10 protein-coding genes are annotated in these 12,176 nt (G+C 75.9%); 2 read left to right on the top strand and 8 right to left on the bottom strand.

Going from position 1 to position 12,176, the window contains the following annotated elements:
- Positions 1-51: 51 nt before the first annotated feature.
- Together K7G61_RS24860 and K7G61_RS24855 are read right to left on the bottom strand one after the other, a co-directional pair.
- Complete coding sequence (locus K7G61_RS24860) at positions 52-1,176, bottom strand: amidohydrolase family protein (RefSeq protein ID WP_225849191.1); 1,125 nt, start codon at positions 1,174-1,176, stop codon at positions 52-54.
- Positions 1,177-1,214: 38 nt separating this feature from the next.
- Entirely contained in the window at positions 1,215-2,567 is a 1,353-nt protein-coding gene (locus tag K7G61_RS24855) for a glutamine synthetase family protein (protein ID WP_225849190.1), read from the bottom strand.
- 428 nt (positions 2,568-2,995) lie between these two features.
- Between K7G61_RS24855 and K7G61_RS24850 the strand changes: the two genes are divergently transcribed.
- Positions 2,996-4,378: an NAD(P)/FAD-dependent oxidoreductase gene (locus K7G61_RS24850; protein WP_225849189.1), complete on the top strand. Its 1,383-nt coding sequence runs from the start codon at positions 2,996-2,998 to the stop codon at positions 4,376-4,378.
- A gap of 36 nt (positions 4,379-4,414) precedes the next feature.
- Here the strand turns inward: K7G61_RS24850 and K7G61_RS24845 are convergent, their stop codons facing one another.
- The 5 genes from K7G61_RS24845 to K7G61_RS37040 all read right to left on the bottom strand — a co-directional run bounded on the left by K7G61_RS24845 (position 4,415) and on the right by K7G61_RS37040 (position 9,220).
- Positions 4,415-5,044, bottom strand: coding sequence for a MarC family protein (locus tag K7G61_RS24845; RefSeq protein ID WP_225849188.1), 630 nt, complete (start codon positions 5,042-5,044; stop codon positions 4,415-4,417).
- A 181-nt stretch (positions 5,045-5,225) separates the two neighbouring features.
- Complete coding sequence (locus K7G61_RS24840; protein WP_225849187.1) at positions 5,226-6,341, bottom strand: Gfo/Idh/MocA family protein; 1,116 nt, start codon at positions 6,339-6,341, stop codon at positions 5,226-5,228.
- Positions 6,338-7,084 (bottom strand): sugar phosphate isomerase/epimerase, encoded by a 747-nt coding sequence (locus tag K7G61_RS24835; RefSeq protein ID WP_225849186.1) that lies wholly within the window; start codon positions 7,082-7,084, stop codon positions 6,338-6,340. Before K7G61_RS24835 ends, K7G61_RS24840 begins: the two co-directional genes overlap by 4 nt.
- A 131-nt stretch (positions 7,085-7,215) precedes the next feature.
- Positions 7,216-8,136 carry a sugar phosphate isomerase/epimerase gene (locus tag K7G61_RS24830; protein WP_225849185.1) on the bottom strand — a complete coding sequence of 307 codons (921 nt, stop codon included), beginning with the start codon at positions 8,134-8,136 and terminating at the stop codon, positions 7,216-7,218.
- Position 8,137: 1 nt separating this feature from the next.
- Positions 8,138-9,220 carry a Gfo/Idh/MocA family protein gene (locus K7G61_RS37040; protein WP_225849184.1) on the bottom strand — a complete coding sequence of 361 codons (1,083 nt, stop codon included), beginning with the start codon at positions 9,218-9,220 and terminating at the stop codon, positions 8,138-8,140.
- A gap of 157 nt (positions 9,221-9,377) precedes the next feature.
- On the opposite strand from K7G61_RS37040, the gene K7G61_RS24820 reads away from it, so the two are divergent.
- Positions 9,378-10,652: an ROK family protein gene (locus K7G61_RS24820; protein WP_308190692.1), complete on the top strand. Its 1,275-nt coding sequence runs from the start codon at positions 9,378-9,380 to the stop codon at positions 10,650-10,652.
- A gap of 61 nt (positions 10,653-10,713) precedes the next feature.
- Here the strand turns inward: K7G61_RS24820 and K7G61_RS24815 are convergent, their stop codons facing one another.
- Complete coding sequence (locus K7G61_RS24815) at positions 10,714-12,123, bottom strand: bifunctional transcriptional activator/DNA repair enzyme AdaA (protein WP_225849183.1); 1,410 nt, start codon at positions 12,121-12,123, stop codon at positions 10,714-10,716.
- Between the last annotated feature and the right edge of the window lie 53 nt (positions 12,124-12,176).

Below are 12,176 nucleotides of genomic sequence, written 5' to 3'. Positions count from 1 at the left end.
CCCGATCCCGGGCGCCGCCCCGTCGCCGGCCGTTCGGCGGCCGGCGACCGCTCACAGCCGGTAGGCGCGCAGCGCGTTCTCCCGGCCGACCATGGCGATCACCCGCCGCGCGTCCGGCTCCGACCAGTCGCCGGCCGCCACCCAGGCACGGGCGGCCGCCGCGGCGGCCCGCCGCCACAGGGCCGCGCCGAGGAAGTGCAGTTCGGGCGGACCGAAGGCGTCCGAGGAGTAGAGCAGCTTCGCGAACGGGGCGAGCTCCAGCGACTCGGCGACGACGGCCGGGGCGCGGGCGCCGACCTGATTCACCGCCAGGCCGACGTCGCAGTACACGTTCTCGAAGGCCTGGGCCAGCCAGCCCGCCCCGCGGTGGTACGGGTAGCAGTGCAGCAGCATCACCGGTACCGCCATGACGTCGGGCCGGCGCAGCAGGCCGAGCAGCAGCAGCGGGTCGGCCCGGCGCAGGTCCAGGTCCCGGTCGCCGAGGCCCGTGTGGATCTGCAGCGGCAGCCCGAGCCCGACCGCGCAGTGCACCCCGAACCGCACCAGCACCGGGTCGGCCAGTCTCGGCGCGGGCCCGGCCGCCGCCAGCCAGCGCCGCGCCGCTTCCCGTACGTCGGCGTCCCGCGGCCGGCTCCAGTCCAGGTCGAGACCGGTGCGGTAGGCGGCGATCGTCTTCACGCCCACCGCGTCGCGGCAGGCCGCGCGCAGCAGGTCCCGGTAGTCGTCCGCGTACGAGGCGGCGCTCGTGCCCGCAGCCGCCAGCGTCTCGGCGAGCGCCTCCAGCCGCACGATCCGGTGGGCCGCGCCGCCGCCCGTCCGTGCCAGCTCGGCGGGGGACAGCAGCCGTTCGCCCTGGTGCTCGGTGTCCACCAGCCAGTGGTCGACCCCTGCCGCGGGCAGCAGCCGCGCGGCCACCGCGAGGTCGCCCAGCTCGGCCCGCCGGGCCCAGTACGCGTCGGCGCTCGCGTGGGCCGGCAGGTCCAGCAGCGGCGCGCACCTGGCGCGCACCGCGAATCCCACCTGGGAGTCGAGCTGGGTGGTGCCGGGTGGGACGGGCCCGGGCGAGCCCTCGTTGAGCGCCTCCTCGAACTCCTGCCGGGTCAACGTCTCGGCGAAGGCGCCGTGCACGTGGTGGTCGACCAGCGCCAGGCCGGCGGTGAACTCCTCCAGGGGCACGCCGCACCACCGGGGCCCCGCGCCCGTGCCCGGCGGGCCTACGACGACCACGCGAACCGGAAGCGTTCGGCCAGGACCGCCGGGCCCAGGTCGCCGTATGCCTCCGCCTCGTGGCGGCGGACGGCCAGCAGCGCGGCCACGATGTCCTCGCCGAGCAGGGCCCGGGCGGTCGCGGAGGCCTCCAGCGCGTCCAGGGCCTCGGTCTGCCCGGCGGGCAGCCGCCGCGCCGCGGGGTCGTCCGCCGGGTCGACCGTGGTCTCCGGGGGCAGGACGGCATCGCGCGCGATGCCGTCCAGGGCGAGCCCGAGCACCACGGCCGAGGCCAGGTACGGGTTCGCCGACGGGTCGCCGCTCTTGACCTCCACGCTGGCGCCGTGCGGGCTGCCGGGCGTGGCCGCGACCAGCCGCACGGCCGCCTCGCGGTTCTCCAGGCCCCAGCAGGCGAAGGCGCCGGACCAGCGGCCTGGGGCCAGCCGCCCGGCCGACAGCAGCGAACCGCTCAGCACGCCGGTGACCTCCGGCAGCCCCTCCACGATCCCGGCGATCGCCGCCCGCCCCTCGGCGGTCAGCCCGTGCGGCCCGTCCCCGCCCGACAGCAGCGGCCGGCCGCCGCGCTCCAGCGACAGGTGCAGGTGGGCGCCGTTGCCGGGGCCGTCGTGGAAGGGCAGCGGGGAGAACGAGGCGAGCAGCCCGTGGTCGCGGGCCACCCGCCCGGTCAGCAGCCGGGCCAGCACGACCTCGTCGGCCGCCCGCAGCGGGTCGCGGGGGGCCAGGGACAGCTCGAACTGCCCGGTGCCGTACTCCGCGTGCAGCTGCTCGACGCCGAGCCCCGCCTCCTCCAGGGCGCGGGACAGGTCCACGAGGAAGCCGCCCTCCCGCAGCACCGAGCCCAGGCCGTACGCCTGCCAGTGCCGGTCGGACAGGGCGGGATCCTCGCCGTCGGTGAGGACGAACTCCAGCTCGTGGCCGGCCCGCACGGTCAGTCCCGACGCCTCGGCCCCCGCCTGGAGGCTCCGCAGCCTCCCGCGGGCGCAGTTGGGCGACGGCTCGCCGTACTGGTCGAAGAACTCGGCCGGGGCCCACGCCCAGCCCTCGCCGATCACCCGCGCCGCCGCCAGGTCGGCCCGCAGCCGCAGGTCGCCGACGACGCCGAGTCGGTCGGTGAAGGCGATCGCGTTGTCGGCGCAGAAGACGTTCCAGGTCGGCGAGGCGCCCATGCCCGCGGTGTGGAAGACCCCGGCCCGGCGCAGCGGGACCGTCTTGGCCCGGGCCACGCCGGCCATGTCCACCACGGAGCCGGCCAGCAGCCGCACCCCGCTCTCGGTGAGTCGTTCCAGGCGCGTGGCCAGTTCGGCGTCGGTCAGCACGGGCATCGGGTCGGCGATCGGCACGAGGTCTCCTTCCGGCGCGCCCCACGGGTGCACACGCGGCACACTAGCCAATCCCACCCGTCCCGGCGGCGCAGGCGCCCCCGCCCCGTCCCGGACCCGCGCCGTCGGACGTCTCGCGTGGCCAGGAGCGGGCCGTAACCCTCCCTCACGAGAACCGGCATGCTCGCGCGGACGTCAACCATGAACCTGGTCGCTCGTGATTGCCTGTGAGTGAACGAGGCTGACGCCCCGCCAGTCGCATGATCGGGCGTACGACACGCACGACGAGGTGGACGCCGGTAGGCCGACTCACCGGTCGCGCCGAGGAGTCGACCGGCGTACGCCCGGGTGCGCGGCGGGTACCGGGCGCCCGGCGCGTCCCCCGGGCGCCCCGGGACGGCGCCCGAGGCGGTCTGTGCCGACGACCGCGGACGTCCTACGCTTCGGCCATGGCGACTTCGCGGAGCGTGAGCGCGGACGGACAGGGTGTGGCCGTGGTGATCGGCGGCGGGCTGGCCGGGCTGCTGGCCGCCTGGGCGCTGCGCGGGAGCGCGGAGCGGATCGTGGTGGTGGAACGCGACCGGTACCCGGCGCGCCCCGACTTCCGGCCGGGCACACCGCAGGGCCGGCACGCCCACCTGGTGCACGAGGGCGGCCGCCGGGCGCTGGAGGAGCTGATGCCGGGGATCGGCGCGGAACTCACCGCCCGCGGCGCCCGGCCGGTGGGCATGCCCGGCGAGCTGACCTGGCTCAGCCCCGTCGGCTGGATGCCCGCCTTCGACTCCGGCATGGCCTTCCTCGCCTGCACCCGCCCCGTCCTGGACCACGCCGTGCTCGACCGCGTCCGCGCCGAGCCGTCCATCGAGATCCGCGAGGGCGCGACGGTCGAGGGCCTGCTCGGCGGTCCGGCCGGGGTGACCGGCGTACGGCTGCGCGCCGGGGACGACGCCGCCTCCGGGACCGACATCGCCGCCGACCTGGTCGTGGACGCCTCCGGACGCACCTCCCGAGTCCCGGACTGGCTGTCCGGGATCGGCTGCGAACCGCCCCCCGAGGAGCGGGTGGACGCCGGCGTCGCCTACGCCAGCAGGCTCTACCGCAGGCCGCCCGAAGCGCCCGGGCGGCCTGCCCCGGCCGGCGCCCCCGGGCCCGGCCGGATCCTGCCGGCCGTCTACGTGCAGACCAGCGCGCCGCACGACCCCACGTTCGGCGTCCTGCTGCCGGTCGAGGGCGACCGCTGGATGGTCACCGTCGGCGGCCTGCGCGGCGCCGAACCCGCGCCCGGGGAAGAGGGGTTCGCCGCCCAGCTCGCCAAGCTGCGCGACCCCACCCTGCGGGAGCTGGTGGCGTCGGCGGAACCCGCGGGCGAGGTGCGCGGGTTCCGGCCCGGGCCGTGCGTACGGCGCCACTACGAACGCCGCTGCCCGCCGGGGCTGGTGGCGATCGGCGACGCCGCCTGCACCTTCAACCCGGTGTACGGGCAGGGCATCTCCACCGTGGCGGCCGGCGCCCTGGCGCTGCGCCGCGCGGTACGCCGGCACGGCACCGGCCCGGCCGGCGCCCGGCGGGCCCGCCGGGGCATCGCCGCGGCGGCCGCAAATGCCTGGCTCATGGCCGGCAGCGAGGACGTGCGCTTCCCCGCCACCACCGGCGGCCCCGGCGGGTCGGTGGTGCGCCTGCAGCACAAGTACCTCGACCGGGTCCTGGCCCGGGCCGCCGTGGACCCCGCCGTCTGCGCCGCCTTCGTCGCCGTGATGTCACTGACCCGGCCGCCCGCCCACCTGTTCCACCCCAAGGTGCTGTGGCCGGTGCTGCGCGGCCCCCGGTCATGACGGCCGCGCGCGCCGCGCGGCGGCTGCCGGCAAGCCCTAGGAACGGGCGCCCAGCGACCTGACGCCCAGGTCGAACAGGCCGTCCAGGACGAGATCGACCCCGACGGCCGCCAGCAGCAGGCCGATCAGGCGGGCCAGCAGTTCGATGACGGTGTGGTGGGTGCGCCGCAGGAGGGCGCCCAGCGCGAACACGCAGACCAGATCGACCGCGATGACCGTGACGTACGCCCCCACGACGGTGGAACGCCAGCTCCAGGCGTCCCGCTCGGTCGCCTCGATCAGCACCGCGGTCAGGGCCAGCGGGCTCACCACGTACGGCATCAGCAGCTCGCGCACCCCGCTGCTCAGAGCCGGGGTCTCCTCCTCCTCCGTCCCGGGGCCGATCCGGACGCCGAGCACCAGCCCCACCGCGTACAGGAAGAAGATCACCCCGCCGGCCAGCGCCAGCGCGGGCGTCGAGAGGTGGAACAGCTTCAGCAGCCACGGCGACGCGAACCCGGCCACCACCCCGACGAGCACGGCTCCCGCCGACGAGACCAGCGCGATGGCATAGAGCTCGCGCTGCGAATGGAGCCGGGCGAGCCCCGCGAACGCGAGCAGCACCTTCGGCGGGCCGATCACGGAGAAGAACGTGATGAACGCGGCGGAGTACGTCAGGGTGATCATAAGGGGCATCATGGCCACCGCCGGTGGCCGCGCGCGGCATTTGCGGCTCCGGGCCGAGCGAGCCGCCCGCCGCCGCAAACGCCGCGGCCGGCGCCGGCCGATCGCCGGGAGCGCGCGCGGGGCGCGCTCCCGGCGGGCGCAGGCCCGCGCGCCCCCCGGCGTCGCGGCGAACCCCGCCGCGTCAGCTCAGCGTGGCCGCGCTCGGGTCCCAGTCCGCCGGGAGGGGCGCCACCGCCGGGGCGCCCGTATCGAGGCCGACGAATCCGTGCTGTTCGCTGGAGACGATCACCGACGACATCAGCTCCAGGACGTGCTGGGCGAGCTCGCCCGACGCGCGGTGCGGGACGCCGCCGCGTATCGCCCTGGCCATGTCGAGGACGCCGATGCCGCGCCCGGCGGTCGTACCGGTCACCGGCAGGTCGCGCCAGTCCTCGGCCGTGAACTCCCTGACCCGCAGCGGTCCGTCGAAGGTGTTGGGATCGGGCAGCGACAGCGTCCCCAGCGTGCCGGTGATCTCGATCATCCGGCGCGGCACCGAGGAGTCGAAGCTGAACGTCGCCGACGCGCTCGGGCCGCTCGCGAAGTCCAGCAGGGCGTGCACGTGCGTGGGCACCTCCACCGCGAACTCGGTCCCCGCCCTGGGGCCGGAACCGATCACCCGCCGCTCCCGGGCCCGGCGGGCCGTGGCGGCGACCCGCGTCGCCGGGCCGAACAGCGCGGTCAGCGCGGTCAGGTAGTACGGGCCGATGTCGAACAGCGGCCCGGCGCCGTACTGGAAGAGGAACTCCGGACTCGGGTGCCAGCTCTCCGGGCCCGGCCCCTGGGTCACCGCGGTCACGCTCACCGGTTCGCCGACGACCCCCTCGCGCACCGCGCGTATCGCCGACTGCAGGCCCGCGCCGAGGAACGTGTCGGGCGCGCTGCCGACCCTGAGCCCGCGCGACAGCGCCTCGGCGAGGATCTTCGCCCCGTCGGAGGGCGCCAGCGCCAGCGGCTTCTCGCCGTAGACGTGCTTGCCGGCCCGCAGCGCGGCGACGGCCACCTCGGCGTGCGCGGCGGGGACGGTCAGGTTGACCACGATCTCCACCTCGGGGACCGCCAGCACCGACTCCAGGTCGCCGGCCACGGGTATCCCGAACGCCGCCGCCTGGGCGCGGGCCCGCTCGGTGTCGAGGTCGGCCACCGCCAGCACTCTCACGTCGGGGAAGGTGCTCAGCGCCGTCAGGTACGCGGTGCTGATCACACCGGCCCCGACCAGCGCCACCCCCACAGGTCCCGAACCCGTGCCCGCGGTCATCGCGCGCCCTCCAGAGCGGTCAGGTAGGCGTGGCTGTCGGCGACGGCCTCGAAGACGTCGCCGGCGCAGTCGTCCAGCTCCACGATGCGTACCGCCTCCGGCGCGGCCGCCAGGATCGACGGCACGTCGAGGACGCCCTTGCCGACCGCGGTGTGCGGCGCGTCCTTGACACCGGGACCGTCCTTGACGTGCAGGGACAGCACCCGGTCGCCCAACGCGCGCAGCAGCCGCGGCACATCGGCGCCGCCCACGTGCGCCCAGTAGGTGTCGACCTCCAGGAACACCTCGGGCGCGAGCAGCTCCGCCAGCACCTCCAGCGCCGTGCGTCCCTCGAACCGCGGCTCGATCTCCCACCAGTGGTTGTGGTAGCCGATCCGGACACCGCGCGGGGCCGCCTTCTCGGCGAACCCGTTGAGCAGGTCGGCGGTGCGCCGCAGGCCGTCGAGGGTGGTGAACTCCTCGTGGGCGATGCCGCCCGGGATGATCGCCAGGTCGGTGCCGACGGTGGCGACCGCGTCGAAGACCTCGCCGGCGTCCTTGTCGAACAGCGCGTAGGCGTGCGTGCCGGTGACGGTGATGCCCAGGTCGTCGGCGACCTTGCGGAAGCCCGCCGGGTCGGTCGTCGGGTCGTACGGCTCGACCGCCCGGTAGCCGATCCGGGCGAGCCGGGCAAGGGTGCCGTCGCGATCGGCGGCTATCCGTTCCCGCAGGGTGTAGAGCTGGATGCTGAGGGGTGTGGCCATCGAAGCGGTGCCTCCTGGATACGGCATGGCGGTGGGAGCCCGGAGCCCGGAGCCGGGAGCCCCGGGAGGGGACGCGGGCGCGGGTGGACGGTGGCGGGGGCGGTGGCGCCCGCGGCGGACAGGGGCGGTGCTCAGCCGACGATCAGTGGGCTCAGGGTGCGGTGGGCGATCTCCAGGCCCTGGGTGACCCGGTGCACGTCGCCGCTCCACACCGGGTCCTCGTGCTCCACGGACAGCACCCCGGTGAAACCGCCCTCGTACAGGGCGTCGACGATCCGGCGCCAGTCCACGTCGCCCAGGCCCGGCACGCGGTAGCGCCACCAGCCGCTGTCCCAGCCGTCCTCGCGGGCCACCGCGCGGCCGAAGAAGCCGTAGCGGTCCCGGGCCCGCGGGTCGAGCTGGGCGTCCTTGGCCTGGGCGTGCGGGATGCGGTCGACGTACGGCCTGAGGGCCGCGACCGGGTCGATGCCGAGCCACATCAGGTGCGAGGGGTCGTAGTTGAGGTAGAGGCCCAGGTCGAACATCCACTCCCACAGCTCGGGGGAGTAGGCCAGGTTGCCGGGGTAGCCGTCGGGGTGCCAGCCCTCCATCACGCAGTTCTCGATGATGATCTTCACCCCGAGCTCGCCGGCGTACTCCACCAGCGGCGGCAGCACCCGCTCGCCCAGCGCCAGGTTCTCCTTGACGCTCAGCCCGGGATGGCGGCCGATGAAGGTGCCCACCGTCTCCACGCCGAGCAGCGCCGCCACGTCGACGCAGGCGCGCACGTGCGCGGCGATCTCGCCCCTGCGGGCCTCGTCCGGGTGCAGGTTGTTCTCGTAGTACGCCACCGAGGACAGCGTCAGCGCGTGCTTGTCGAACAGGGCGCGCACGTCCTCGGCCGCGCGCGCGTCGAAGCCCGCCACGTCCAGGTGGCTCGCCTCGAAGTCGCGGGAGCCGGTGGACGGCCAGGCCGCGACCTCCAGCGCCTGGTAGCCGTGCCCGGCGGCCCAGGCGGCGATCTCGTCCAGCGTGAGCCGCGGAAGGCAGGCGGTCAGGAAGCCCAGCTTCATCTCAGGAGACCTCTTTCCAGGTCCGGTCGGCCGCCGAGTCCAGGACGGCCTCGGTGAGGCGCACCATGCGGGCGGCGTCGTCGAAAGTGGGATGGCGTACCGGGCTCCCCCCGCCGATGGCGGCGTGGACGTCCCGGACGAACGCGGCGAAGCAGTCGAGGTAGCCCATCGGATGGCCGCCCGGGACCACCGACAGCCGGGCCGCGTCGGGCGACAGGACCGCGGGGTCGCGCAGCACCGCCGCGTTCTCGCCGCGGCCGCCCACGAACAGCGACTCCGGGTTCTCCTGGTCGAAGGCCAGCGAGGCGCGCGTGCCGTCCACCTCGAACCACAGCCGGTTCTTGCGGCCGGGCGAGATCTGGGACACCGTCACCGAGCCGGTGGCGCCGCGGTCGGTGCGCAGCAGGAGCTGCACCACGTCCTCGGTGCCGGGGGTGCCGCCGTCCCGGGGCACGGCCCGGGTGAGCGCGGTGACCTCGGCGATACGGTGGCCGGTCACCCACTCCACCAGGTCGCACCAGTGCGAGCCGATGTCGGCGAACGCCCGCGACGGGCCGCCGGCCGCCCGGTCCACCCGCCAGTTGGTGTCGCCGGGCAGCGAGAGCCAGTCCTGCAGGTAGTGGCCGTGCACCAGCCGGATCTCACCGGTCCTGCCGTCGGCCACCCGCGCCCGCGCCTCGGCCGCCATCGGGTGGTAGCGGTAGACGAACGGCACGGCGGCCACCCGCCCGCTCGCCGCGGCCAGCGCGGCCAGCGCGTCGGCGTCCGCCGCCGAGGTGGTCAGCGGCTTCTCGCACACCACGTGCTTGCCCGCCCGCAGCGCGAGTTCGGCCAGGCGCGCGTGGGAGTCGTTGGGCGTGCAGATGTGCACCACGTCCACCTCGTCGCTGGTGACCAGCTCCTCCGAGGACGCGAACGCCCGCGCCACGCCGAGGGTGGCCGCGGCTTGCCTCGCCCGCGCCGGAGTCGACGCGCTGATCCCCGCCACGGGCGCGCCCGTCCGGCGGACCGCGTCGAGGTGGACGCGCCCGATCATGCCGACCCCGGCGATGCCGGTGCGCGGCGGCCCTGCTGTCCGGTCCACAACCGCCCTCCATTTCTGCTGCCTGAAACGCTAGCCAGCAGGGATTCGGTTGACAATGGCGGGAATTACGCTAACTTCTGTCATAAATATGGGGCTCGGACCGGTCGCGGAACACGCGCCGGGCGGCGCCGCGTCAGGGAGGCGGAGACGGGTGGGCGTGACGGACCAGCGGGACCGGCCGGGCTGGGCCGACGGGCCGTACGCGGACACCCGGGCCGACCGCGCGGACCCCGCGGAGCGTGCCGACAGGGCGGGGGGCAACAGGGCCGACAGGGGCGACCGGCAGTTGACCGCGCTCAGCGAACTGGCCCGCCTGGTCGCGGACGGCGCCACCCGGCGCAGCCAACTCGTCACCGCCACCGGCCTGTCCAGGGCCGCCGTCGCCCAGCGGGTGGACCTGCTGATCGGCAAGGGCCTGCTGGTGGAGACCGGTACGGCCGCCACCGGGCGCGGCCGGCCGCCGCTGACCCTGCGGCTCGCGTCGGACAGCGCCGTGGTGTGCGCGGTCGACCTGGGCGCCACCCACAGCACGGTCGCCGTCGCCGAACTCGGCGGCGAGGTGCTGGCCGAGGCCACGCAGGAACTCGACATCGACGACGGCCCCGAGGCCGTCCTGACCCGCCTGCACGAGCAGCTCGGCCGGCTGCTGGCCGCGAGCGGCCGTCCCGCCGGCCACGTCCGCGCGATCGGCATCGGCGTCCCCGGCCCGGTCGAGGCCAGCACGGGCACGGTCGTCCGCCCGCCCATCATGCGCGGCTGGGACGGCTACCGGGTGCCCGACTTCTTCGCCGGCCGGTACGACGCCCCCGTACTGGTCGACAACGACGTCAACATGATGGCGCTCGGCGAGTACGGACACCGGCCCTCGGCCGCCCACCTGCTCTACGTCAAGGTCGGCACCGGGATCGGCTGCGGCATCGTCTCCGGCGGAGTGGTGCACCGCGGGGCCAGCGGCGCGGCCGGCGACATCGGGCACATACGGCTGCCCGGGCATGACGACGTGCTGTGCCACTGCGGCAACACCGGCTGCGTGGAGGCCGTCGCCTCCGGCGCCGCCATCGCCGCGACGCTGCGCGAGGCCGGGCTGCCGGTGGCGCACGTCGCCGACGTGGTCCGGCTCGTCGCGGCCGGCGATCCGCTGGCCCGCCGTCAGGTACGGCTGGCGGCCCAGCGGATCGGCGACGTGCTGGCCTCGCTGGTCAGCTTCTACAACCCCGACACGATCGTCCTGGGCGGCTCCATCGCCAGCCTCCACGACGACCTGCTCGCCGACATCCGGGCCGCCGTCTACCGCCGCGCCCTTCCGCTGGCCACCCGCACCGTCGCCATCGAGACCACCCTCCTCGGCCGCCGCGCCGGCATCGAAGGCGCCCGCCGCCTGGCCGTGCGCCACCTGCTCTCGCCCGAGGGGCTGTCCCGCTTCCTGAGCTGACCGTCTTCCCGCGCCGGCTGTCTTCCCGCGCCGGCCGTGCGGCGCCGCCCGGCCGGCCGCCTCAGCCGGGCAGGAGCAGGTGCGTGGCGTACGAACTCCAGGGGCGCCACAGGGAGGCGCTCGCCTGCGTGGGGTCGAGCAGGACGTCGGGGTCGCCGAGCGCGCGCATGCGGATGTACGCCGCGGCCCACGGGCTCACCCCGGGAAGGGCGAGGAGCAGCCGCTCGGCCTCCGCGCGGTCGGCCCCCGGGTCGAGCCGGACGGCGCCGTCGGCGAGGGCCCTCGCCAGGGCGCGCACGGCGGACGCGCGGGCGGGCGACAGGCCCAGGTCTTCGAGGCCGGCCGCCGTGAGGGCGCCGGCGTCCGGGAAGAGGTGGGTGAGCGCGCCGCTCGGACGCGGCAGCGGTTCACCGTACCCGGCCACCAGATCCGCGGCGAGCCGCACGGCCCGCGGCGCGGGCAGGCCCTCGGTCAGCACGACCCGCAGCGCCAGCTCCTGCGGATCGGCCGCGCCCGGCGCCCGGAGCCCCGGATGCGCCGCCACGAGCGGCGCCAGGCCCGGGTCCGCGGACAGCCGCTCGGCCACCGCGTACGGGTCCGCGTCCAGGTCGAACAGCCGCCGCATCCGCTGGCTCGCCGTGGTCAGGTCCCGCAGGTCGCCCAGGTGCAGCGAGCACTCCAGCCAGCCGCCCGCGCCCGGCCGTTCCGCGACCTCCGCGATGCCCGGCGCGTGCGGCAGCCGCAGCGTGCGCCGGTAGGTGCGCCGCCCGGGCTCGCCCGTGACCTCCTCGACCCCGGGCACCGCCCGCGCCGCGAGGAAGCCGAAGACCCGCGCGCCGTCGTACGGTCCCCGGTGGGCCAGCCGCAGCGGCACGCCCGCCGCCCCGTCCGGCCCGGCCCGCAGCGCGCGCCCGGGCCGCGCGGCGCGCAGCTCGGTGGGGGTGGCCGCGTAGATCTCCCGGATCGTCTCGTTGAACTGCCGGACGCTCGCGAAGCCCGCCGCGAAGGCGATCTCCGCGGCCTGCATGGACGTGGTCTGCAGCAGCACCCGCGCGGTGTGCCCGCGCTGCGCCCTGGCCAGCGCGATCGGGCCGGCGCCGAGTTCGGCGTTGAGCTGCCGCTGCACCTGCCGGGCGCTGTACCCCAGCCGGGAGGCCAGGCCAGCGACGCCCTCGCGGTCCACCACCCCGTCCCCGATCAGCCGGACCGCCCGGCCCACCACGTCGGCCCGCGCGTTCCAGTCCGCGGAGCCGGGAACGGCGTCGGGCCGGCACCGCCTGCAGGCCCGGAAACCGGCGCCCTGGGCGGCCGCGGCCGTGGGGTAGAAGCTGACGTTCTGCCGCTTCGGGGTGATCGCCGGGCAGCTCGGACGGCAGTAGATCCCGGTCGTCGAAACACCGAAGAAGAACACCCCGTCGAACCGCGCGTCCCGGCTGCGCACGGCCTCGTACCTGCTGTCCTCGGTCGTCATGCTCCCAGTATGGGACGGTCCGGGACCAGGCTCTAGCGGATTTCGGACGCCGG

This window comes from Streptomyces sp. HPF1205 (genome assembly GCF_020400825.1).
Classification (GTDB): Bacteria; Actinomycetota; Actinomycetes; order Streptomycetales; family Streptomycetaceae; genus Actinacidiphila.
This window is presented reverse-complemented; position numbering and strand designations above follow the sequence as displayed.

What these genes read in the sequence shown, in the direction of transcription:
- K7G61_RS24830 (WP_225849185.1), bottom strand. Translation starts at nt 8,136, where the DNA reads ATGAAGCTGGGCTTCCTGACCGCCTGCCTTCCGCGGCTCACGCTGGAC.
- K7G61_RS24850 (WP_225849189.1), top strand. Translation starts at nt 2,996, where the DNA reads ATGGCGACTTCGCGGAGCGTGAGCGCGGACGGACAGGGTGTGGCCGTG.
- K7G61_RS24840 (WP_225849187.1), bottom strand. Translation starts at nt 6,341, where the DNA reads ATGACCGCGGGCACGGGTTCGGGACCTGTGGGGGTGGCGCTGGTCGGG.
- K7G61_RS24845 (WP_225849188.1), bottom strand. Translation starts at nt 5,044, where the DNA reads ATGATCACCCTGACGTACTCCGCCGCGTTCATCACGTTCTTCTCCGTG.
- K7G61_RS24815 (WP_225849183.1), bottom strand. Translation starts at nt 12,123, where the DNA reads ATGACGACCGAGGACAGCAGGTACGAGGCCGTGCGCAGCCGGGACGCG.
- K7G61_RS24835 (WP_225849186.1), bottom strand. Translation starts at nt 7,084, where the DNA reads ATGGCCACACCCCTCAGCATCCAGCTCTACACCCTGCGGGAACGGATA.